The 23,924-nt window shown below is 43.6% G+C and carries 15 protein-coding genes and 1 pseudogene; 13 read left to right on the top strand and 3 right to left on the bottom strand.

Annotated features, from left to right (window positions below; all coding sequences use genetic code 11):
- From MFF31_RS06070 to argH, 4 genes are all read left to right on the top strand, one after another.
- Positions 1-1,188 (top strand): acetylornithine transaminase, encoded by a 1,188-nt coding sequence (locus MFF31_RS06070; RefSeq protein ID WP_238187173.1) that lies wholly within the window; start codon positions 1-3, stop codon positions 1,186-1,188.
- Positions 1,189-1,204: 16 nt separating this feature from the next.
- A complete protein-coding gene (gene argF, locus MFF31_RS06065; protein WP_238187172.1) occupies positions 1,205-2,161 on the top strand; it encodes an ornithine carbamoyltransferase in 957 nt (318 codons plus the stop codon).
- 44 nt (positions 2,162-2,205) lie between these two features.
- Complete coding sequence (locus MFF31_RS06060; protein WP_238187171.1) at positions 2,206-3,441, top strand: argininosuccinate synthase; 1,236 nt, start codon at positions 2,206-2,208, stop codon at positions 3,439-3,441.
- A gap of 83 nt (positions 3,442-3,524) precedes the next feature.
- Positions 3,525-4,940, top strand: coding sequence for an argininosuccinate lyase (argH, locus tag MFF31_RS06055; RefSeq protein WP_238187170.1), 1,416 nt, complete (start codon positions 3,525-3,527; stop codon positions 4,938-4,940).
- Positions 4,941-5,149: 209 nt separating this feature from the next.
- On the opposite strand, the gene MFF31_RS06050 is transcribed toward argH, so the two are convergent.
- Positions 5,150-6,592 (bottom strand): VanW family protein, encoded by a 1,443-nt coding sequence (locus tag MFF31_RS06050; protein ID WP_238187169.1) that lies wholly within the window; start codon positions 6,590-6,592, stop codon positions 5,150-5,152.
- A gap of 207 nt (positions 6,593-6,799) precedes the next feature.
- Between MFF31_RS06050 and ftsE the strand changes: the two genes are divergently transcribed.
- The 5 genes from ftsE (at position 6,800) to MFF31_RS06025 (ending at position 12,694) form a co-directional block, all read left to right on the top strand.
- Positions 6,800-7,486, top strand: a complete 687-nt coding sequence (gene ftsE / locus MFF31_RS06045) for a cell division ATP-binding protein FtsE (protein ID WP_238187168.1) — start codon at positions 6,800-6,802, stop codon at positions 7,484-7,486.
- Entirely contained in the window at positions 7,476-8,393 is a 918-nt protein-coding gene (gene ftsX, locus MFF31_RS06040; RefSeq protein ID WP_238187167.1) for a permease-like cell division protein FtsX, read from the top strand. Before ftsE ends, ftsX begins: the two co-directional genes overlap by 11 nt.
- A 13-nt stretch (positions 8,394-8,406) precedes the next feature.
- Positions 8,407-9,621 carry a murein hydrolase activator EnvC family protein gene (locus MFF31_RS06035; protein ID WP_238187166.1) on the top strand — a complete coding sequence of 405 codons (1,215 nt, stop codon included), beginning with the start codon at positions 8,407-8,409 and terminating at the stop codon, positions 9,619-9,621.
- Positions 9,622-9,827: 206 nt separating this feature from the next.
- A complete protein-coding gene (locus tag MFF31_RS06030) occupies positions 9,828-11,291 on the top strand; it encodes a S41 family peptidase (RefSeq protein WP_238187165.1) in 1,464 nt (487 codons plus the stop codon).
- Between the two features lie 80 nt (positions 11,292-11,371).
- Complete coding sequence (locus MFF31_RS06025) at positions 11,372-12,694, top strand: PDZ domain-containing protein (RefSeq protein ID WP_375541302.1); 1,323 nt, start codon at positions 11,372-11,374, stop codon at positions 12,692-12,694.
- Positions 12,695-12,833: 139 nt separating this feature from the next.
- On the opposite strand, the gene MFF31_RS25530 is transcribed toward MFF31_RS06025, so the two are convergent.
- A complete protein-coding gene (locus MFF31_RS25530) occupies positions 12,834-13,238 on the bottom strand; it encodes an Ig-like domain-containing protein (protein ID WP_483874648.1) in 405 nt (134 codons plus the stop codon).
- Here MFF31_RS25530 and MFF31_RS25525 point away from each other — a divergent pair.
- Positions 13,157-13,885, top strand: coding sequence for a hypothetical protein (locus MFF31_RS25525; RefSeq protein WP_483874647.1), 729 nt, complete (start codon positions 13,157-13,159; stop codon positions 13,883-13,885). The genes MFF31_RS25530 and MFF31_RS25525 overlap by 82 nt on opposite strands.
- On the opposite strand, the pseudogene MFF31_RS06020 reads toward MFF31_RS25525, so the two are convergent.
- Positions 13,854-17,399: pseudogene (locus MFF31_RS06020) on the bottom strand (collagen binding domain-containing protein); the annotation flags it as partial. The gene MFF31_RS25525 and the pseudogene MFF31_RS06020 overlap by 32 nt on opposite strands.
- A 337-nt stretch (positions 17,400-17,736) precedes the next feature.
- Between MFF31_RS06020 and MFF31_RS06015 the strand changes: the two are divergent.
- The 3 genes from MFF31_RS06015 (at position 17,737) to uvrA (ending at position 23,918) form a co-directional block, all read left to right on the top strand.
- A complete protein-coding gene (locus MFF31_RS06015; protein ID WP_238187163.1) occupies positions 17,737-18,882 on the top strand; it encodes a response regulator in 1,146 nt (381 codons plus the stop codon).
- 131 nt (positions 18,883-19,013) lie between these two features.
- Complete coding sequence (gene uvrB, locus MFF31_RS06010) at positions 19,014-21,014, top strand: excinuclease ABC subunit UvrB (protein ID WP_238187162.1); 2,001 nt, start codon at positions 19,014-19,016, stop codon at positions 21,012-21,014.
- Between the two features lie 15 nt (positions 21,015-21,029).
- Positions 21,030-23,918: an excinuclease ABC subunit UvrA gene (uvrA, locus tag MFF31_RS06005; RefSeq protein WP_238187161.1), complete on the top strand. Its 2,889-nt coding sequence runs from the start codon at positions 21,030-21,032 to the stop codon at positions 23,916-23,918.
- Positions 23,919-23,924: the final 6 nt, after the last annotated feature.

The raw sequence follows: 23,924 nt of genomic DNA, 5'->3' as shown, positions 1-23,924 counted from the left end.
ATGAGCGAGACGATTGCGGCAGCAGCTTCAGAAGCGTTGCTTCCTACCTATGCACGGTTTCCTATAACGCTTGTAAAAGGTGAGGGCAGCTGGCTTTGGGATGATGCAGGCAAACGATATCTGGACTTCGTGAGCGGTATTGCTGTTACGAACTTAGGTCATGCGCCTAAGGCGATTAAAGAAGCACTTGTTAAGCAGTTAGATGAGCTTTGGCATGTATCTAATCTGTTTCACATTCCGAATCAAGCCGATGCGGCTAAGCTATTGACGGATAATAGCTGCGGAGACGCTGTGTTTTTCTGTAACTCGGGAGCAGAGGCGAATGAAGCGGCAATGAAGCTTGCTCGTCGTTATCAGCAGGTGGTGCAGGGGAATGGTCGATACGAAATTATAACATTTGAGCAATCCTTCCACGGACGGACACTTGCAACGCTTACTGCGACAGGCCAAGCAAAGGTGAAGGAAGGTTATGCACCATTGCCTGAAGGCTTTAAGACGTTACCGCTTAATGATATTTCTGTGGTAGAGGGTGCGGTCAGCGATAAAACAGCAGCTATTATGCTGGAACTCGTGCAAGCTGAAGGTGGCATTTACGCTGCTGATGCGGCATATGTGAAAGCATTGGCAGAGCTTTGTGAGAAGCAAGGCATTCTTCTTATTATAGATGAAATTCAAACAGGCATGGGACGTACAGGCAAGCTGTTCGCTTATGAACATTTCGGAATCGAGCCGGACATTTTCACTTTGGCGAAAGGGCTCGGAAGCGGGTTTCCTGTCGGGGCAATGGTAGCGAAGGAGAAACTTCGCCAAGGCTTTACAGCCGGCAGCCATGGCTCAACATTTGGCGGTACGCCGATTGCGACAGCAGTAGTGAAAGCTACAATCGAAACGATTGTAGGCGAAGGGCTGCCAGCACGTGCGGCTGAACAAGGCGACTATTTAATATCGCAGTTGCGCATGAAGCTTGCTGGAGCAAGCTCAGTCCAAGAGATACGAGGGCTTGGATTAATTGTTGGCATTCAATGTGATGGTCCAATTGGAGATATTGTAGCTGCGGCTCAACAGCGAGGGTTGCTTGTTATAACCGCTGGCCCTAACGTTATCCGGTTATTACCGAATTTACTTGTAACGAATGAAGAAATAGATGAGGCAGTAGAGATATTAGTGGAGTTGCTTACAGCTCCGTAGAGAAGGAGGAATTCGAATGCAGGTCGTAAATGAAGAGCTTGCCCATAGTTTAAAAGGTCGCGATTTCCTGATGCTCGTTGATTTCAAGAAAGAGGAGATCAACTATTTAATCAATTTGGCGATTGATTTGAAGAAGAAGCAAAAGGCTGGCGAAACCCATCATATTTTGAAGGGCAAAACGTTAGGTATGATTTTCGAAAAATCATCTACGCGCACGCGCGTTTCATTTGAAGTAGGGATGTATCAGCTAGGCGGTCAAGGACTGTTCTTAAGCAGCAATGATCTACAGATCGGCCGCGGAGAGTCGATTTGGGATACGGCGCAGACATTGTCCCGTTATTTGGACGGCATTATGATCCGTACATTCGCACACCGCAAAGTGGTTGAGCTTGCAAGAGGTGCAACGATTCCGGTTATTAACGGCTTGACTGACTTGTCTCATCCATGCCAAGCGCTTGCGGACTTCCAAACAATCGTTGAGAATAAGGGGCGTCTTGAAGGTTTGAAGATGGCTTATATCGGCGACGGCAATAACATGGCTCATTCCTTGATGATGGGTGCAGCTAAGCTAGGGATGCATATGTCCATTGCGACTCCAGAAGGATATGAACCCGATTCCGATATTATCGTGCAGACGAAGGCGAATGCAGCTGAAACGGGCTCACGTCTCGTAGTTACTCATGATCCGAAAGAAGCTATCGCTGATGCGGACATTATTTATACGGATGTATGGGCAAGTATGGGACAGGAAGCAGAGCAGAAGGAACGCGAAGTTGCTTTTGCCAACTTCCAAGTGAATGACGACCTTGTGAAATATGCGAAAAAGGATTTTCAATTTATGCATTGTCTTCCGGCACATCGTGGCGAAGAAGTTAGCGAAAGCGTCATCGACGGCGCACATTCTATTATTTTCGACCAGGCTGAGAACCGCCTGCATGCGCAGAAAGCGATTATGGCAGCAATCATGTCCTAATTTACAACGTACATTATTTATTTGAAGGGGAGTAAGAGAAGACTATGGCTAAGGAAAAAATCGTGCTAGCCTATTCGGGCGGCTTGGATACATCGGTTATTTTGAAATGGTTGAAAGAAACGTATGATGCTGAAATTATTGCATTTACGGCAGATATCGGTCAGAAGGATGAGCTTGACGGACTTGAAGCGAAGGCACTTGCTACTGGAGCCTCCAAAGTCTATATCGACGATCTACGCGACGAGTTCGCGAAAGATTTTATTTATCCTATGTTCCAAGCAGGTACGATGTATGAAGGACAATACCTCCTTGGGACTTCCATCGCACGACCTCTAATTGCTAAGCGCATGGTCGATATTGCTCGTGCAGAAGGTGCAACAGCAATCGCACATGGCGCTACGGGTAAAGGTAATGACCAGGTTCGTTTTGAATTGACTGCAGCAGCACTTGCGCCAGAAATCGGTGTTATCGCTCCGTGGCGTCTTGAAGCATTCCGTGAGCAGTTCCCAGGCCGCGCAGAAATGATTGCTTATGCTGAGAAGCATGGCATTCCAGTTACAGCATCTGCGGCTAAACCTTATTCTACAGATCGCAACTTGCTGCATATCAGCTTCGAAAGTGGCATGCTTGAGGACCCTTGGTTCGACCCAAGTGCGGAAGAAAATGAAGAAATGTACGTGCTGAGCGTATCGCCTGAGCGTGCGCCAGATCAATCAGAATATGTAGAGCTAACGTTCGAGCAAGGCGATTGCACAGCTGTCAACGGCGAATCACTTAGCCCGCTGGGAGTCATGGAGCGTCTGAACGATTTGGGCGGCAAACATGGCATCGGACGTGTCGATATGGTAGAGAACCGTTTTGTTGGGATGAAGAGCCGCGGCGTGTACGAAACTCCGGGCGGAACGATCCTATTCACCGCACATCGCAAGATGGAATCTCTCACGATGGATCGTGAAGTGATGCATCTTCGTGATTCACTAATTTCGAAGTATAGCCAGCTTGTATATAACGGCTTCTGGTTTGCACCAGAGCGTCTGGCGTTGCAAGCGCTCGTTACTGAATCGCAGAAAAATGTAACAGGTGTTGTTCGTTTGAAGCTTTACAAAGGTAATGTTATCGGAGCTGGTGTACAAAGCCCTGTGAGCTTGTATAATCCAGATATCGCTACGATGGAAGCAGATCCATCGCAAGCGTATGATCAAGGTGATGCAACAGGCTTTATTCGTCTGAACGCATTAAGACTAAAAGTGTCCTCTGGCGTAGAGCAAAGTAAAAACTAATAACCGGATAAGGACGGAAGCTCGCACCGCTCATGCGGAAGGGCTTCCGTTCCCTTGCATCCGGAAGGGAGTGCTGGATTACGATGAGTAAACTATGGGGCGGTCGCTTTACAAAAAAGACGGATCAGTTGGTTGAGGAATATACAGCATCGATAATGTTCGACAAAGAGCTTGCTGAGGAAGATGTTCAAGGTAGTCTTGCGCATGTAACGATGTTAGGCAAGCAAGGGATATTGCCTGCGGATGATGTGGAGAAAATTAAAGACGGCCTTCATCGTGTGCTTCAGCGTATCAAACGCGATGACATCGAGTTCACCATTGGTGACGAGGACATTCATATGAATATCGAAAAAACACTGATCGATGATGTTGGAACAGTTGGCGGTAAGTTACATACAGGACGTAGCCGCAACGATCAAGTGGCGACAGATATGCATTTGTGGCTACGCAAACGTGTTGTGGAATTTGTGGATATGTTGTATAAGCTTCAATCGGCTCTTGTTGAGCAGGCAAAAGCGAACATCGACACTATTGTGCCTGGTTACACGCATCTTCAACGTGCACAGCCGATTTTGTTTGCTCATCATTTGATGGCGTATGTATCGATGTTTGGTCGTGATATTGAGCGTCTTCAAGATAGCTATAAACGGATTAATGTACTTCCGCTTGGTGCAGGTGCATTAGCGGGAACAACATTTCCAATTGATCGTCACTTCGTGGCAAAAGAGCTGAAGTTCGATCGTGTTTACGAGAACAGCCTTGATGCAGTTAGTGATCGTGATTTTATTTTGGAGTTTCTATCGCACGCATCCATCATTATGATGCATCTTTCACGCCTTAGTGAAGAGCTTATTTTGTGGTCAAGCACGGAGTTCCGCTTTGTTGAGCTGGATGATGCATTCTGTACAGGCAGCAGTATTATGCCGCAGAAAAAAAATCCAGACGTACCAGAGCTTGTTCGGGGCAAAACGGGACGAGTATATGGTAACTTAGTTGGTTTGCTGACAGTGCTTAAGTCATTGCCGCTAGCCTACAACAAGGATATGCAAGAGGATAAAGAAGGTATGTTCGATACCGTGAAGACACTGCAAGGAGCTCTACAATTGTTTGCGCCGATGATCGCAACGATGAAGGTTAACAAGGAGCAGATGCGCCAAGCGGTCAATAAAGATTTCTCCAATGCAACAGATATTGCTGATTTCCTTGTTGGCAAGGGACTGCCTTTCCGCCAAGCTCACGAAGTGATTGGCAAGACTGTTCTTTATTGTATCGAGCAGAACAAATTTTTACTCGATCTAACGATGGAGGAATTTAAGCAATTCTCGAGCTTGTTCGACGATCGTATTTATGCAGTGCTTCAACCTGAACAGGTTGTAAATGCACGTAACGTATATGGAGGCACAGCTAAAGAACAAGTAGAAGGTGCGATTGCTAGAGCTGATGCTGCATTAGCAGAAACGTCTGCATGGGTAGTGGAATATATGGGACGCAGCAGATAAATTATTTTTAGTAAGGGAACTTAAGTTACTCTCTGCACTTCAGATTGTTCGGGAAGGCAGAAGGCGCTTGAAGTCTCTGCTGGAGCGAAATAGATGCAAAATAGGAAAGCCAAGTGTAAATGTACCCTATATGGGTCATTCGCACGTGGCTTTTTTAGCTTTCAATCCCGCTATCTATTGGGACAAAGGTATTGTTTAACGAGCTAACGTTAAACTCCGTCTTCTACCAAATCGTCAACTGGTGTTTGGGTAGCAGGAGGAGGAGTGGCTTTAAGCGAGTTTGGTCCGACTTCAATGATTGTTGGCTGCGCCTTGTAGGTATCTTTGGAGACCCGTTCGCGTGATACTGTAACGCCATCACGAATGAGCGAACGATACGTTTCCACGATATAACCTGATTTGCCTGTTTCTGCGACGACACTTTTACCTACTGGAAGTTGCGGATTAACGATCTGCTGCGATTTGGGAAGTATCGTCTCAAGCGTAATTGCTTCTATTTCATAATGCTCATTAGCAGGCTTTGTCCCGAACAGTTTTATGGTCAAGTGGCGATCCTTCACCTCGGTGCGAATAAGGAGTGTCTTGCCTGTGTTGTTGCTGAATTTGAAGTCGATTGCATCAGTGGCGTATGTGGCATCAAGACCAACAGGAAGGTAAGCGACAGGCAGAGAATGGTTGCGACGTTCGACAATTTCAAGCCCAGATCGCAGCACAGCTTGATACAATGTACTAGACACTTGGCATATCCCACCACCTATTCCTGGAACGAGCCGTCCATTCAAAATAACGGGAGCCTCCTTATACGTATGATTCTTTTCTGTTTTTGCAATGAGTTTACTGTAGGAGAACGTCTCACCAGGCTTTAGATACGAGTCATGCAACGTCTGTGCTGTAACGGATATATTATGTGCTCTACCCTCTGCACTTGTAGTGAAAGAGGTGCTAAAGGACATTATTTTTCGATCGATGCCTTCATTTTTAAGCTTCGTAAGTGTAATGTCTGGCTGTACCAATTTAATGGGTAATTCAGCTCGAAATACTGTTTCCCTATTTGTTAATTGGCGACCGATGTTCTCATCACGGACAATGAGCCAGTCATTAACTTTTTGAATTAGCTCGGGAATATTCAATCGATACGCATCAATATGCGCCTCATATTGGACTTCGTCGTTGTTTGTTATAGTACGTGTAGCATTTTGTGGTTCGTTCTTCTCGATCCAACTCCACTGCTTGCGCAGTGCGTGATCTAATGTTTGACGATCCCACTGTTGTGTAAGAGCAAAGCTCTTCGGGAACTCGTAGCGAAAACGAATGCGATCCCATACACTTCCTTCTCGCAGCTTCAGTAATGTTTCCTTAGCACCCGCGAACTGGGCTCGATAGCCGAGCTCATCAGCGATCCAACTCTTACTATCTTTTGCAACCTCACTAGCTGTTACAGTAATTTGCCTAGCGAGTAATTCTTGTTCATAGTTGCTAAGTAGGTCGATAGATTGATCTATTTGCATTCCTCCGAGTAGAATTGCTCCTGCTTTGACTCCATCGGGTACAACGTCTTGGTAAGCATATCTCCATAGTAGGGTCAGACCAATGGCGACAAGCAGTATCAATACAGAAACAATAATGGCGATGGTAATACGCAGCTTCTTCATTACGATGAACACCCTTCCTGTATAAATAGACAGTTTTACATATATATGCGGGTGCATTATCGATATTGCCATTGGCTGAAATGAAGAAAAATCGACACGAGCAGCGATAATGAGAATTGTGAAAAAACAAGAAACGGCGGCTCTGTTGAAGGATTTAGCCACAAGCTGTCGAAATACTAGAATTGACTACATACAGGATGTGATAACGTGATCGAAATGCACGATATTTGGAAAACTTACGCCGATGGTACACATGCACTTCGTGGCGTTTCGGTACGCATAGATCGAAACGAATTTGTTTACATCGTCGGTCCTTCGGGCGCAGGGAAATCGACTTTTATGAAGCTAATCTACCGAGAAGAGATTCCCACCAAAGGACAACTATCGGTAAACGGCTTTAATATTGGAAAGCTGAAGCCACGCAAGATCCCATACGTGAGAAGAAACATTGGGGTAATCTTTCAAGATTTCAGACTACTACCTAAGCTTACTGTCTATGAAAATGTCGCATTTGCAATGGAAGTTATTGAAGCACCGAAGAGAATCATTAAGAAACGCACGATGGAAGTGTTGGAGCTTGTCGGTTTAAAGCATAAGTACAACAGCTTGCCTTCTCAGTTATCTGGCGGTGAGCAGCAAAGGGTGTCGATTGCCCGGGCAATAGTGAATAATCCGTCGGTCATTGTTGCTGACGAACCAACAGGAAACTTAGATCCAGAGACGTCACAAGGCATTATGAATTTGCTTGAGGAAATTAACCTCCGCGGTTCGACAATCGTAATGGCTACCCACAATAGAGATATTGTAAACTCGATGCGTAAACGTGTTATCGCTATCGAGAGCGGTGTTATTGCGCGTGACGAGGCAAGAGGGGAGTACGGTTATGAAGTTTAGTACGTTACTCCGTCACATGCGTGAAGGCGCCAAAAACATTATTCGAAATGGATGGATGTCTTTTGCATCCATGAGTTCTATTTTTATTTCATTATTTATTTTGGGAGTCTTTGTTTTACTTGCGATGAATGTTAACTCGATGGCGGATCAGATTGAGAGTAAGGTGCAGATTCGCGTTTATTTGGAAACGGATGTAAAGCAAGAAAAGGCAGTAGAGCTGCAGAACAAAATTGGCAACATTACGGAAGTAAGCAAAGTCACATTCGTCACTAAGGAAGAAGGACTTAAACTTCTAGGCGAATCGATGGGCGAAGAAAATGGATTTTGGCTTGAGGGCTATTCTAACGAAAACAATCCATTGCCATTCTCTTATACGGTTGAAGTATATGACCCTCAAACCGTTCCGGATGTAGCGACACAAATCGAAGCCATTAATAAGGCAGACGGCACGAACCCTATTTTCAAAGTGAAATATGGTCAAGGTGCAGTAGAAACGTTATTTAAAATTACGAATGCAGTACGCAACATCGGTTTTGTTGTCGTAATCGGACTAGCTGTAACTGCAATGTTCCTCATTTCGAACACGATTAAAATGACGATTATCGCAAGACGCAGAGAAATCGGCATTATGAAGCTAGTTGGTGCAACAAATGCATTTATTCGTTGGCCATTCTTTATTGAAGGAGCTTTGATCGGTTTGATCAGCTCGCTTCTTACAACTATTGCTGTGCTGGCTAGTTATGCTCAAATTATCAAGCTAACTCAACTAAACTTATCGTTGATGCTAATAAAACTAGTTCCGATGAAGGAAGTAGGTTTTACAGCTGGTTTGTTGATTATGGCTATAGGCACAGTGATCGGCATTTGGGGCAGTACAATTTCGGTACGTAAGTATTTGAAAGTGTAGGTGAACGATTTTAATGAGAAAAATATGTGCATTCATTATTGCGATAGCTATGTTATCCGTCTTCGTTATCCAGCCGACTGGCAGTGAGGCTTCTTCTTTATCACAGATTGAGAAAGATATTGCTGCTGCCAAAAAGCAAATAAGAGATGCGGAACGGAAAGCCGCAAGTGCAGAGAAGCAAGCAAGATCAGTAGCGTACAAAAAAGAAGATGTGTCGATAAAAAAAGAGGATCTTCAAAATAGCCTCGTGAAATTATTGGATGAAATAAATAGTGTTTCGCTCAAAAAAGAGAAAAAGCAAGCTGAAATGGATGCAAAAGAAGAGGAACTCAAAAAAACCGGAATCGAACTCGATCAAGCAGAAAAAAGAGTTGTTGAGCGGGATGAGCTTCTTAAATCACGTATGCGTTTAATGTACACAAATGGATTTGTTTCGTATATGGAAGTTTTGCTTAGTGCAACAAGCTTTACTGATTTTTTAGATCGATTTGACGCACTTCAAACGATATTGAATGCTGATCGAGACATTCTTGCATCGCATAAGAAGGATAAAGAACTCGTTGCCAAGAAAAAGGTTCAGACGGAAAAACAATATGCAGAACTGAGAACATTGCGTGATGAGCTTGTACTGCAACAGAACGATTTGGTGAAGAAAGAATCAGAGAAAGAAGTATTGATTGCAAGCTATACCAAAAATCTAGAAGAACTAGACGAGACAATCACTCAATTGAGCGAAATCAGCGAAGAGCAAGAGGCGGTACTTATTGCACTAGCAAAGAAAGTATCCAAACTGAGTGCTGAGAAAAATCGGATCAAAAATCCGTATAAAGGCGGCAAGCTAGGGATGCCAATTGGTGGAAATGCCCGTGTCACCTCCAGCTTCGGTACTCGTATTCACCCGATATCGGGGAAGAGGCATACACATACCGGTATTGACTTTGGTGCACCATCTGGTACAGCTATTTACGCTGCCGCTGATGGCCTAGTTATCGTTTCGGGATTCAATGGAGGATATGGAAATTCAATTATTATAGACCATGGAAATGGTTTATGGACGCTTTACGCTCATATTCGTCAAGGCGGATTGTTAGTCAGTGAGGGCGATTCTGTTAAAAAAGGAAAACAAATCGCTGAAGTAGGTATGACTGGAACAGCTACGGGACCGCATCTTCATTTTGAAGTGCGGAAAAATGAGGTAGCAGTTAATCCAAGCGGATATTTGAAATAACACAAAAATGTACTACAGAATAAGAGGCAGCCCATTGCGATGTGGCTGCCCTTCTTGTACTTTTCTAATCATATTATGGACAAGAATGGATGTTCAAAATAGACATGCGGACTGTTTTTGACTACTAGATGCAAATAATTTCCTCCCGCTTGTCATATACTAGTGTGGTCTTGTAGGCTGGATTTTGATGAAGGTGGTGTACCGAGGTGTATTTTAAAGGACGTACAGTGTTTGCGTTTGTGATGTTAACGATGATCGCCTCCGTGCTTGTAACGATGACTATGGCTGATCAGTGGATGAAAGGTGATAAAAGAGGGCAGGCCTCTTTGGTTTCTGCTGCTGCGAGGGAAGAGGATAGCAGCAAGGGGCTTAACGCGGACGAGCTTTCTAAGCTCAATGCGGTATTACAGCTAATTGAAACGAAGTATTATGAAGATGTAGAGCGTAAAGAAGTGCTGGATGGAGCAGTTAGCGGTATGATGGGAGCGCTAGATGATCCTTATTCCGTGTACATGGAAAAAGATGTTGCACAGCAATTTTCTGAATCGATTGAAGGTTCCTTTACTGGAATCGGCGCAGAAGTAACGACAGAAAACGGAGAAATTATTATCGTCGCTCCAATTAAAGGCTCACCAGCAGAACGTTCGGGGTTGCTTTCTAAAGACATACTTAAATCCGTTAATGGAGAGAGCCTTGAAGGACTAACTCTTCAGGAGGCTGTTGGGAAAATTCGCGGTCCTAAAGGAACCAAAGCAAAAATTATTGTACAACGCAGCGGATTTGCTGAACCGATACAGCTTGTTCTAATAAGAGATGACATTGATGTAGAAACCGTCTATGGAACATTACGCTCAGATGGTGTAGGAGTTATAGAAATACGTCAATTTTCACTTAACACAGCTAAAAGATTTAAAGAAGAGCTAGTTAAACTTGAGCAACAAGGTATGAAGGGGCTTGTTCTTGATGTGCGTAATAACCCTGGTGGGGTACTGCCTGTGGTTATCGATATTTCACAATTGATGATGAAAGAAGGCTCCACGGTCGTTCAAGTGGAAGATCGCAAAGGCAATCGCGAGAAAACACTCGCTAAGGGTGGAGAACAGAAGTCTTATCCAATTGCTGTGCTTACCAATAAGGGGAGCGCTAGCGCATCAGAAATTTTGGCAGGGGCACTGCAAGAAGCGGCAGGCGCTAAAGTCATTGGTGAAAAATCATTCGGCAAAGGAACTGTTCAAGTCAGCTATAATAAAGCGCTTGGGGACGGAAGCTTGGTGAAGATGACAATTGCAAAATGGCTTACCCCTAAAGGTAATTGGATTCACAAAGAAGGGATAGTGCCGAATCAACTCGTTGCACCGCCGGACCTTTTTACTGTAGCACGATTGTCACTAGAAAAAACATTGAAGCCAGATAGTTTAAGTCCGCAGGTTCGAAGTGCTCAAATTATGTTGCATGGATTAGGTTATGAGCCGAAACGTGAAGATGGTTATTATGGCACGGAGACGGTTGCGGCAGTGAAAAAGTTTCAAGCGCAAAACAGTTTGCCTGTAACAGGTGAGATTGATGTGAAAACTGCGCAAACATTGGAACAATCCGTCATTAAGTGGATACAAAACAAAGAAAACGACATTCAATTACTTGAAGCGATTAAGTACGTAGGCAGGAAATAAAGAGGCTGTGTCGAATCTTAAAAGGGGTGGCTTCGTGCAACGAAGCCAACCCTTTTCATTTGTTTCGTCCTAATAAAGGAGTGTTCGAATTGGAAACAGTGCAGGCAATGCTGAAATTGCTAGGAGAGGCTGCTTTGCAGCTGTTGGTACAGCCCTTTTATTATATAGCCATTTTGTTTATCGTTTTACAATACATTAGACAGATGAGAATGGAACGGCAATTATTTGCGGTCAAGCTTCGCGATTGGAAGAGCCTAGTGTTCAAGTCGCTTATTACAGGCTTGCTTATAGGTGTGTCTGTGTCTCTCGTTGGTGCCTTTATCGGTTCAACACTAACTTCAACAGCAGTTTTATGGTTATGGTCTATTACGGCAGTACTAATGCTTATCAAAATTAGATATTTGTGTTTTGCATATAGTGCGGGAGTTATCACGCTCTTGCAATGGATAGTAGGCTTCACTCCGTTAGCTGATCGGTCGGATTGGCTCGGCACATTAGCAGTATCATTGGAGCAGATTGATGCAGCTGGATTGTTGTTGCTTGTAGCACTTTTACATCTGGCGGAAGCGTTACTCGTTCGTGCGCAAGGAGACAAGCTTTCTACACCGCTATTCCTTGAAGGGAAGCGCGGCAAGTTAGTTGGAGGATACTTTTTGCAAGGCTTCTGGCCTGTTCCATTATTATTGCTTGTTCCAGTTACAAACGATGCATCCATGGGCATTTCTACAAATGCGTTGCCATGGACTCCACTATTCGGAGCTGATTGGACACAAGGTTGGACCTTCGTAGCTTTGCCTATGATTATTGGGTTTTCAGAAATGACTAGGTCTATGCTGCCGCGTACAAAAGCTAAACATGCTGCTAATGGACTGTTGATCTATAGCGTAGTGTTGGCAGCAGTCGCTATTATTGCATGGTGGCAACCAATCTTGCTTCCAATTGCTGCTATAACGTCCTTTGTGTTGCATGAAGCAATCGTTTGGCGTAGTCATTGGGCAGAATCTAGTCGTACACCACTTTACGTGCATGACTCACGCGGACTGCGGATATTGGGTATTGTACCTGGTACACCAGCAGAAGCTATGGGGCTATCAGTGGGCGAAATATTGTATAAAGTGAACGGGATACGAGTGCGCACGAAGGAAGAGCTTTATGAGGCATTAGTGCAAAATTCGGCCTTTTGCAAATTGGAAGTGTACAACTTCGAAGGCGAGTTGAAATTCGCACAAAAGGCTCGTTATGCTGGTGATCATCATCAGCTAGGCGTTATTCTGGCACCGGATGAGCAAGCTAACTACTATGCTGCAAGCGGTCCGGCATCTCTATTCGGATTGTTACGAGGTATGAGAGCTTCCAACCGTAGAGGAAAATCAGAATCGAACAGTGAGCAAATACAAGGCTAGTAATAGCAATAACAAAATAATTAGTAAAACAGAGACGCCCCCATACAAGTAGAGCATTCTACCTGTGTGAGGGCGTCTTTTTTACTCTAAAAAAGTCTCCCAGACTACCTTAGCAGCAGTCTGTTTGAAAGTTTAATGGTTACGTTAGCTTACGTTTTCTTCTTGCTTTCATTACGGAGTTTGCTCCGATTAGGGTAATGCCGCCAGCAATAAAGGCGGTACCAATAAGATACATGAGCAAGTAGCTGGATTCCCCTGTTTTCGGAAGTTTGTCGACGTCAGGTGTTATATCGATATTGCCTTTTGGAACTTCTTCCACGTCGATTTCAAACCAAACTTCCTCTTCGGTACCATCCTTATCAGTAACGACTATGGAGAATTTGTCTTTTCCTATAAATCCAGGATCAGGTTTGTATATCCATTTGCCGTGGGGTGTTACAGTAATACCACCATTGTTCGGAGGTGTTCCGATGTCTGTCGTACCACCCTTTGGAACATCAATTTCACCTTCGACAACAGTTTCTTCCTCGGTTACTTCCTTCACAATTTCAGGCGACGGCGACGGAGTCGGAACAACTGGCGACGGAGTCGGAACGACTGGCGACGGAGTCGGAACAACTGGTGACGGAGTCGGGTCAACTGGCGACGGAGTCGGGACAACTGGCGACGGAGTCGGAACAACTGGCGACGGAGTCGGGTCAACTGGCGACGGAGTCGGGTCGACTGGCGACGGAGTCGGAACAACTGGTGACGGAGTCGGGTCAACTGGCGACGGAGTCGGAACGACTGGCGACGGAGTCGGGTCGACTGGCGACGGAGTCGGAACAACTGGCGACGGAGTCGGGTCAACTGGCGACGGAGTCGGAACAATTGGCGACGGAGTCGGGTCGACTGGCGACGGAGTCGGAACAACTGGCGACGGAGTCGGAACAACTGGCGACGGAGTCGGAACAACTGGCGACGGAGTCGGAACAACTGGCGACGGAGTCGGGACAACTGGCGACGGAGTCGGGACAACTGGCGACGGAGTCGGAACGACTGGCGACGGAGTCGGGACAACAGGCGACGGAGTCGGAACGACTGGCGACGGAGTCGGAACAACTGGCGACGGAGTCGGAACAACTGGCGACGGAGTCGGCACCACTACTTTTTTGTTTTCAATGGAAACGGAGCTGGCAACTGTGGAGTTAATTGTCACAGTAGATTCTCCATTACCAATAATAGAATAGCCTGTTGGTGGAGTAATCTCCTTTAAGGTATAGGTACCATAAGGCAAATTGTTGAACTGAATTACTCCATTTGCGTCCGTTGTTTCCTGCAATGCTTTAAAGTTTGTATCTGTGTTATGCGTTAATTTAAACACTGCGCCAGGTAGCTTAACAGCAGGAAGAGCTTCTTCCGATTTTACAACGATGAGACTTCCTGTATGTACTATCACCTTTTTGTTTTCAATTGAAACAACGTTGGCAACTGTGGAGTTAATCGTCACAATTGTTTCTCCATTGCCAATGATAGAATAGCCTGTTGGCGGTGTAATCTCTTTTAATGTATAAGTGCCGTAAGGCAAGTTGTTAAATTCGATTACCCCATTAGAATCTGTTGTTGCTTGCAATGCTTTAAAGTTAGCATCAGTGTTATGCGTTAATTTGAAAACTGCGCCAGGCAGCTTAACTGCAGGCAGGGTTTCTTCTGATTTTGTAACGATGAGGCTCCCTGTAGGTACTTTTTTGTTTTCAATAGCAATTGCTTTGGCAACTGTTGAGTTGACCTTCACAATAGTCTCACCATTGCCAATTATAGAATAACCCGTTGGCGGAGTGACTTCTTTAAGCGTATAAGTGCCGTAAGGCAAATTGTCGAATTGAAGAATGCCTTTCGAATCTGTTGTTCCTAGTAACGCTTTGAAGTTAGTATTTGTGTTATGTGTTAACTGGAACACAGCACCAGGCAACGTAACTGCCGGTAGAGCTTCTTCCGATTTGGTAACAGTTAGGCTTCCGCGATAAGTACCACCCGAACCTTGACCGCCAGATAGTCTGACTTTAACGGAAGAGTTGTTTTGATTCTTTTTCAAAGTAACACCAGTACCAATGAATGAGACTGTATTATCGATCGTATCATTGTGTGCAGCATCTAGAATGGTTTGATATTCTAGAATGTACGGTTTATTGATTTGATTAAGGAATGACAATACAAATATTTCTTCTCCAGCTTTGCTATCTGCCTTTATAGTAGCAAGAATAGTTGCAGCTTCGGTAGCACCGAAAAGTGCAGTTAGCTGAACATCGAAGTCAGGAGCATGTACGGAAAGGAAATCTAGTTTATACACACCCGCATCAGCATTAATGACGTTGCCTTTTATGACAGTACCATTACCTGCTACAGTTGTTTCATACAATTTAAATGATTCTTTGCCGAGAAATTGTTTCGTACTTGGAACATCAATTATTTTGGCGTTATTTACGGTCGATTGTCCACGATTAACCGATACAGTCCAATCTACCAGATAAGCATCATTTGTGTTTTGTATTCCTGTTTTGTGTACGTATTCACCTGCACTAGGAACGTTTACAGTAGCCACTAATGACTTATCTGTAAATCCATCACCCTTTAGAATAGCTTTATTCGTTATCGTAGTATCATTAATTAATTCGCCCTCTAAATTCGTTTTGAAGCTAATGTGGTAAGGACGATCAATAGAGACAAATGAAACACTTAACGTATTGTCATTACCAGTTGTCGGTGCAATAATGGTATAGTCCGTGCCCTCAGTCAACACTTTTCCGAGAGTTGTTGAACCATTAGCAGCAACAGTCATCTCTTTTACAACAATAGATCCGCTAATAAGCTTTTGTGCAGAAGTAAGTTTATCCGTTACAACGGCATTCGTTATTTTTTTACTATTGTAGTTAATACCGATATTCCATGTTAGTTGCTTACTCGTTGCATCGTACGTACCGCCTTTAAAACCATTGTTTTTCGTTTGGTTATTTGGGTCTACAGTTGCTGTTTTCGTTTTGGAGTCACTTACTCCACCTATTTCCCAATCGAGTACTGCTTTATTGCCGAAGTTGAAATGAGGCGAATAGCTGTTATCATTATAGTCAAACTTCGTCGTATACGTAATCTTATAGGAATAAGCGCCATCTTCATTGAATTTGATCGTCAATCCTTCTGTTGTGTCCGTAGCTCCACCCTTGTAGGTTAACGTATATAAGTTGTTCGGTAACGTTACGCCATCGCGTTTAACCACGAGTGTACCTGGGACTAGTTTTAGAACATTAGAATTAAACGTATCATTCAACACAAGATTATTTAAGTGATACTTATTTCCGTTCTGGATATGGATCGTCCAATCAATTGTTTTTGTTGCGTAATTTGGTTCAGAACGATTTTTATGATAAAACTGCTGCTGAATGTTTTGTGATGTGCTGATCTTTGTATCTTCAGTGGATACTGTATTCGTAACAGTTGTACTGTCGATTACATAGAAATCTGCCTTAGCTTTTGTTTGATAACTGATCTTGAAGGCAGAACTTGTGTTCTTTACAAATGTCAAAATAAAGCCCTTTTTGGTGCCGACGTCCTTTACTCCGCTTACATCTTCGTTAATCGTATAATCAATGCCTTCAACTAATGCTGTGCCAGTGTTCCTATCATTGTTAACATCATTTACAGGAAGTACTTTAATAGAGTTTTTTACGAGTTCTAGACGACCGTCGAACAGATCCGTAATGACTTTTCCTGCGACAGGTTGTTCGCCGTAGTTGTATTTAATTAACCAATCAATTTTATGGGAGTCAAGCGCATTGTAGCCAGCTACTGACTTGCCCTCAAGGGATTTACCGCGATTTTGGGTCACAGTTGACGTTGCGCTGTCCGATATAGAATTATCACCCGTTAATGTAGCTTTGTTTGTGAAGCTTTTAATATCAAAATTTGTTATAGAAGTTTCAAGAGAGATGCGATATGCTGCATCGATTTCTCCGAATTTGACGCTAAGAATGTGATCAGGGCTATTAGGCATTTGAACATCAAGTCCAGCAAGATCCACAGGATCGCCTACCACAGTGCTACCATTTAATCCGATATTCAGTTTGTTCACTGTTAGTGACTTGTCGATGTATGCCGAACCTGCCGGAATAAAGTCTGCGAAAGTGGTATTTTTTATTCGCTTCAAGTCTTTATTAACATCAATAGTCCAAATCATTTTAGTAGGGTTTGTGGCCTTGTCTAACTTCCCTACTTTGGTCATTGGAGTAGTAACTCTAGGTTTGAGTTTAATTTTGAGAGCTTCACCGATGCCGAAGTAGACGAGAACTTCTGACTGATTTTTAACACTCGCTTCGGTCAAGAAAGTCCAAAATTGCATTGTCCCTGCAGCTGCTGCACCATCATTAATATTTTCATTAAATGTGAGTTTTACCTGTCTGCTGTTCATATCCGCTTCTAACGTTCCGACGGATGGTTCTCCAGCTAAAGGTGTAGGTTTGATGTTGTTATAAAGAACTAACTCATCAGGTAATTTGAAAACAAATGTGTCACCGCTCTTGTAGTTGTGACCTTCGGCAATCTTCCATTCGTAATTAAGTAATAGAGTCGATGTATCCCCGAAATCGATACGAACATCTGGGTTGCTGTAGCTTACTGCTTCTATGACGGAAGCGATCACCGTGTCTGGTGTCTTTTGAGTCGTTAACTTCATTCCAGTCAATATGTTATCGCTAATTGTCCCAGCCGCGGCATGAGCTAGATTCACAGCTTCAGTAAAGTTAAAGTACTGAAAAATGAGCATCAACGATACTATTAAAGCTATCGATTTTTTCTTCATACTAAATTGTACCTCCAATATCTATCATTATTTTGAGCATTTGAACATTGTATAATAGATATCTCGACAATTTCTGATCAAAAGAGAAAAAATATAGGTATTTTAATGAATGAAGCCGAAAATTGTCGTATATTGTAAAAAAGGAAACTAACATTTTATCGTCGATAGAATCTAGTTTCATAGCAGAAGTAGAGGAATGAGGTGTAAATCTATGCGAGTGTTATTAATAGATGATGAGAGATTGGCTTTGTTCCAATTAGAGAAAATGCTTCGCACGTGGAATAGTGAGCTAGAAATAATGGCATTTCAATATGCAGTTGAAGGATTGAAGAAAGCAAAGGAGTGGCGGCCAGACGCTGTATTTTTAGATATTCAAATGCCAGAGATATCGGGTCTTGAGGGAGCTGAGTGGCTGCAAGAGCACTGTCCCGATACGAATATTGTGTTTGTTACAGCTTATAATGAATTTGCCGTAAAGGCATTTGAACTAAACGCAATTGACTATTTGCTGAAGCCCTTTACCGCTGAACGGATTAAAATTACGATGGAACGTCTGAAGGCGCGGGGAACAATCAAACCGAAGATAGAGAGGGAATCTCAACCGTTGCAGTTGCAGTCCATTATTTATTGTTTTAAAACGATTCGAATGCACTCACCTGGAGGTTTGCCGGAAATCCCTAAGTGGAGGACAGCAAAAGCCCAAGAGTTGTTTGCTTATTTGCTGCTTCATCGTGGAACGGCTGTACATAAATCAACCATTTTGGAGCTATTATCACCTGAAATAGACAAGAAGCGGGCCATGACTCAGTTATACACGGTTATCTATCAAATTCGTCAATGCTTGCAGGGTATGAAGCTAGATGTACGGATTGTAAATGCAAGTATTCAGGAAAGTTATATTCTTCAATTAGGAGATCATGTAACGGTTGATTCGGAAGATTGGGAGAAGAGACTTGTCGAGGCTAGGGAAAGCGACTCTTCGTCACGAGAGATGCTCGGTCCAGTGTTAGGTGAATATGAAGCTGATTACCTTCAGGATCATGATTATGTGTGGGCGGAAATTGAGAAGGAACGTCTCAGAGGTTTGTGGCTCCAGCATGCACGTGTATTTGGCGACCATTTAATGGAGCAAGAACGATTAGAAGAAGCATTGTCGTTATATGAACGAGTACAGGCAATGGACCCTTATCACGAAGCGGAAATGCTGATCGTATTAGAACTATTTGATCGGCTGGGCCATTATGATAAAGTCATTTCGTATTACGATCGATTACATAAATTATTTTGGGAAGAGCTAGAACTATCGCTACCTGCATCTATTACGAAATGGTTCCAGCAATGGAAGCTTGCGCATTAGATATTCATTGCATCCATGTAGGTTAACCGATATAATATAAGGGAACACAGGTTCTCATTTGAATTATGGCGCTTGAAATTAATGGATTTGACCATACTATTAATAAAATGAAATGTCTAGGGGGAACGTTAGTGACTGAACCCGTACAAGGAGAAAAAGTGTTTCAATTAAAATCGGATTATACACCGCAAGGTGATCAGCCAAGAGCAATAGAACAGTTGTTAGCTGGTGTACGTGAAGGTAAACGTCACCAGACCCTGCTAGGAGCGACAGGGACGGGTAAAACTTATACGATTGCTAACGCAATTGCTGAGCTAAACAGACCGACGCTAGTCATCGCACATAATAAGACGCTAGCAGCCCAGCTCTGCAGCGAGTTCAAATCCTTTTTCCCCGACAATGCTGTAGAATATTTCGTCAGCTATTATGATTACTTCCAGCCGGAAGCCTACATTCCTTCAAGTGACACTTTCATAGAAAAGGACTCCAGTATTAACGATGAGATAGATAAGCTGCGACATTCCGCAACTAGTGCGTTGTTCGATCGTAGAGATGTCATTATCGTTGCGAGTGTGTCCTGTATATATGGCCTAGGTTCTCCGGAATCATACGGCGATCTTGTTCTATCTTTAAGGGTTGGTATGGAGAAATCGCGGGATGCGATTCTGCACAAATTGGTAGATATACAATATAAACGTAATGATATTAGTTTTACGAGGGGAACATTTCGGGTAAGGGGAGATATTGTAGAAATTTTCCCGGTAGCCAACAATGAACGTGCCATGAGAGTAGAGCTTTTTGGTGATGAAATTGAACGTATTTCAGAAATTGACGTGCTTACGGGCGAGATTGTAGGAGAGAGAGAACATATAGCGATTTTCCCTGCATCTCACTTTGTTACAAAAGAAGAAACGATGAAGATAGCGCTCGTTAATATCGAACGTGAACTGGAAGAGAGACTGGCAGAGCTGAAAGAGGGAGGTAAGCTGCTGGAGGCACAGCGCCTAGAGCAGCGTACTCGCTACGATCTGGAGATGATGTCAGAGATGGGGTTCTGCTCTGGAATCGAGAACTATTCCGGTCCGCTAACCTTTAGGGAGCGTGGGGCTACTCCGTACACGCTGCTTGATTATTTTCCAGAGGATATGCTTGTTGTTATTGATGAGTCGCATGTATCATTGCCGCAAATCCGTGCTATGTTCAACGGTGACCGTGCTCGTAAGGAAATGTTGGTTAATCACGGATTTCGTTTGCCATCGGCATTAGACAATCGTCCACTTCGTTTTGAAGAGTTCGAAGAGAAAACGAAACAGCTCGTTTATGTATCTGCGACGCCGGGACCGTATGAGCTCGAGCATTGCCCAACAATGGTAGAGCAAATTATTAGACCAACGGGACTTATTGATCCAATCATAGACGTACGTCCATCTAAGGGACAGATAGATGATTTGCTAAATGAAATTCGTGATCGAATCGCTAAGGACGAGCGAGTACTCGTTACGACGTTAACGAAGAAAATGTCTGAGGATCTAACAGACTACTTTAAGGAAGTCGGCATTAAGGTCAGATATTTGCACTCCGATATTAAGACGCTGGAACGCCTTGCGATTTTGCGCGATCTGCGGCTTGGAGTATTTCATGTTCTCGTAGGTATTAATCTTTTGCGGGAAGGTTTGGATTTACCTGAAGTTTCACTAGTATCTATACTGGATGCTGATAAGGAAGGTTTCCTTCGTTCTGACCGTGCTCTTATTCAAACAATTGGTCGTGCTGCGCGTAACAGTGAAGGTCGTGTCATTATGTATGCTGACAGGATTACTGATTCCATGGATCGTGCGATGAAGGAAACAGAACGCCGTCGAGTTATACAGCTAGCTTACAATGAAAAACATGGTGTAGAGCCGCAGACGATACGGAAACGGGTACATGATGTTATTGAAGCAACAAAAGTTGCCGAACAAAAGGCGGATTATTTGGCAGGAGCAGACGGCGGCAAGTTGACGAAGAAGGAACGTCAGACGCTTATCGATCGATTGGAGAAGGAAATGAAGGACGCAGCGAAAAATCTACAGTTCGAAAGAGCTGCAGAACTTCGAGATGCATTGCTTGAGCTGCGTGTTGAGATGGGATAGTAGGAGGAGAAACCATTGGCTAGTGACAAAATAATCGTAAAGGGTGCACGCGCCCACAATTTAAAAAATATAGATGTAACGATTCCACGGGACAAGTTTGTTGTACTGACGGGATTAAGTGGATCGGGTAAGTCATCGCTTGCTTTTGATACGATCTATGCAGAAGGTCAACGCCGCTATGTAGAGTCGCTAAGTGCATATGCAAGACAATTTCTTGGACAAATGGAGAAGCCGGATGTTGATTCTATAGAAGGTTTGTCTCCTGCTATTTCTATTGATCAGAAGACAACGAGCCGTAACCCTCGTTCTACAGTTGGTACTGTAACGGAGATCTACGATTATTTGAGGTTGTTGTTTGCTCGTGTTGGAAGGCCTCATTGCCCAGATCATGGGATTGAGATCACTTCCCAAACTGTTGAGCAGATGGTCGATCGAATTATGGAATATCCGGAACGAACGAAAATTCAAATTTTGGCTCCGTTAATTTCTGGGCGCAAAGGCGAACATACAAAGTTGCTTGCTGACATTCAGAAGCAAGGTTATGTTCGTGTTCGGGTAAATGGTGAGTTAAGAGAACTTAGTGAGAAAATTGAGTTAGAAAAAAATAAAAAGCACAGCATCGAAGTCGTTATTGATCGGATTGTTGTGAAGTCCGATATTCATACACGTCTTGCTGATTCTTTGGAGACTGCACTTAATCTTTCTGATGGCAGAGTATTAGTAGACATTATGGATCAGGAAGTGCTGCTATTCAGCTCCAATTTGGCTTGTCCAGAATGTGGCTTTAGTATCGAGGATTTAGCACCTCGTATGTTCTCCTTCAATAGTCCATACGGCGCATGCCCAGATTGTGATGGATTAGGGGCTAAGATGATCGTCGATTCAGACTTGCTAGTTCCAGACAATAACAAAACGATTGCAGACGGTGCGTTTCTTGCTTGGGCGGGAAGTACATCTAATTATTACCCGCAATTTTTGAGTGCAGTATGTGAGCATTATAGTATTCCACAGAATGTACCACTGTCAGAAATTGCTCCAGAGCAATTAAAGAAGCTGCTTTATGGAACAGGCGGGGAAAAGGTTCGTTTTCTATACGAAAATGATTTTGGTCATCGGAAGGAAGCATTTGTACCGTTTGAAGGTATCGTACACAACCTAGAGCGTCGTTATCGGGAAACAGCATCTGATATGATGCGTGAGCATATTGAGAACTATATGAGTGCAAAGCCGTGCGGAGGCTGTAAGGGGCAAAGACTTCGTAAAGAAAGTCTTGCTGTAACGATCGGCGAACAGAACATTTCGCATGTAACAAGCTTATCGATTGGCGAGGCGCAGCGTTATTTTGACTCCTTATCACTAACGGATAAGGAGAAATTAATTGCTAATCTTATTCTAAAAGAGATCAATAGCCGCCTAGGCTTCCTTGTGAATGTAGGATTGGAATACTTATCGTTAAGCCGAGCAGCTGGAACGTTGTCTGGTGGCGAAGCACAGCGTATTCGACTTGCGACACAAATTGGATCTAGTCTAATGGGCGTGCTTTATATACTGGATGAGCCGAGTATCGGTCTTCATCAACGGGACAATGATCGTCTTATACAGACGCTGGAGCATATGCGTAATTTAGGTAATACGCTTATTGTTGTAGAACATGATGAAGATACGATGATGGCTGCAGACTATATTATCGATATTGGTCCAGGCGCAGGTATTCATGGTGGTATGGTTATTGCAGAAGGAACACCGCAGGAAGTTATGAAAGAAGAGAACTCCCTGACTGGGCAATATTTAAGTGGACGAATGTTTATTGAAGTGCCTCTAGAAAGACGTGCGACTGGCGACAAGTGGCTGGAAGTACGTGGTGCTAAAGAAAACAATTTGCGAAATGTGAATGTGAAAATTCCATTAGGCGTCTTTTCCGCTGTAACAGGTGTATCAGGTTCAGGTAAGTCGACGTTTGTTAATGAGATATTATACAAGACACTTGCACGTGATCTGAATAAAGCGACAAAAGTTCGACCTGGACAGTATAAGGAAATTCGCGGAATTGAACACCTAGAGAAAGTAGTAGAGATTGACCAATCGCCAATTGGTCGGACACCGCGTTCCAACCCAGCTACCTATACAGGTGTATTCGATGATATCCGTGATCTCTATGCGAATACGAATGAATCTAAAGTACGCGGTTATAAGAAAGGTAGATTCAGCTTTAATGTCAAAGGTGGTCGCTGCGAAGCATGTCGTGGTGATGGCATCATTAAGATTGAGATGCATTTTTTGCCGGATGTATACGTCCCTTGTGAAATTTGTAAGGGTAAACGCTACAACCGTGAAACGCTAGAGGTGAAGTACAAAGGGAAAAACATCGCCGAAGTGTTGGAGATGACAATTGAAGATGGATGTTCCTTCTTCGAAAATATTCCGCGTATACATCGTAAAGTACAGACGTTACTAGATGTCGGCCTTGGTTATATGAAGCTAGGACAACCAGCGACGACGTTATCTGGCGGAGAAGCCCAGAGAGTTAAGTTGGCTGCTGAGTTATATAGACGTAGCACAGGTAAGACGTTGTATATATTAGATGAACCAACGACAGGTCTGCATGTTCATGATATTGATCGTTTATTGACCGTCCTGCATAGACTTGTCGATTCAGGAGAGTCCGTACTTGTCATTGAACATAATCTAGATGTAATCAAAACAGCTGACTATCTCATCGACCTTGGTCCTGAAGGTGGTAGTGGCGGCGGTATGATTGTCGCAACAGGAACCCCTGAACAAGTTGTTAAGGTGGAGCAATCGTATACAGGTCGTTATTTGAAACCGATTTTGGAAAGAGATCTCATTCGTACGAAGGAACGCTACAGCAAATTAGAACAGGTTGGAGCAGGTGTGAAGGAGTAAATAAGC

This window comes from Paenibacillus sp. L3-i20 (genome assembly GCF_022180385.2).
GTDB lineage: Bacteria > Bacillota > Bacilli > Paenibacillales > Paenibacillaceae > Pristimantibacillus.
The sequence above is the reverse complement of the archived record's forward strand: the minus strand, read 5'-3'. Positions and strand labels throughout refer to the sequence as shown.

Excerpts from the sequence above, each read along its gene's own strand:
- MFF31_RS06050 (WP_238187169.1), bottom strand. The coding sequence starts at position 6,592 with ATGAAGAAGCTGCGTATTACCATCGCCATTATTGTTTCTGTATTGATA.
- MFF31_RS06035 (WP_238187166.1), top strand. The coding sequence starts at position 8,407 with ATGAGAAAAATATGTGCATTCATTATTGCGATAGCTATGTTATCCGTC.
- MFF31_RS06060 (WP_238187171.1), top strand. The coding sequence starts at position 2,206 with ATGGCTAAGGAAAAAATCGTGCTAGCCTATTCGGGCGGCTTGGATACA.
- ftsX (WP_238187167.1), top strand. The coding sequence starts at position 7,476 with ATGAAGTTTAGTACGTTACTCCGTCACATGCGTGAAGGCGCCAAAAAC.
- argF (WP_238187172.1), top strand. The coding sequence starts at position 1,205 with ATGCAGGTCGTAAATGAAGAGCTTGCCCATAGTTTAAAAGGTCGCGAT.
- MFF31_RS06070 (WP_238187173.1), top strand. The coding sequence starts at position 1 with ATGAGCGAGACGATTGCGGCAGCAGCTTCAGAAGCGTTGCTTCCTACC.
- MFF31_RS06015 (WP_238187163.1), top strand. The coding sequence starts at position 17,737 with ATGCGAGTGTTATTAATAGATGATGAGAGATTGGCTTTGTTCCAATTA.
- argH (WP_238187170.1), top strand. The coding sequence starts at position 3,525 with ATGAGTAAACTATGGGGCGGTCGCTTTACAAAAAAGACGGATCAGTTG.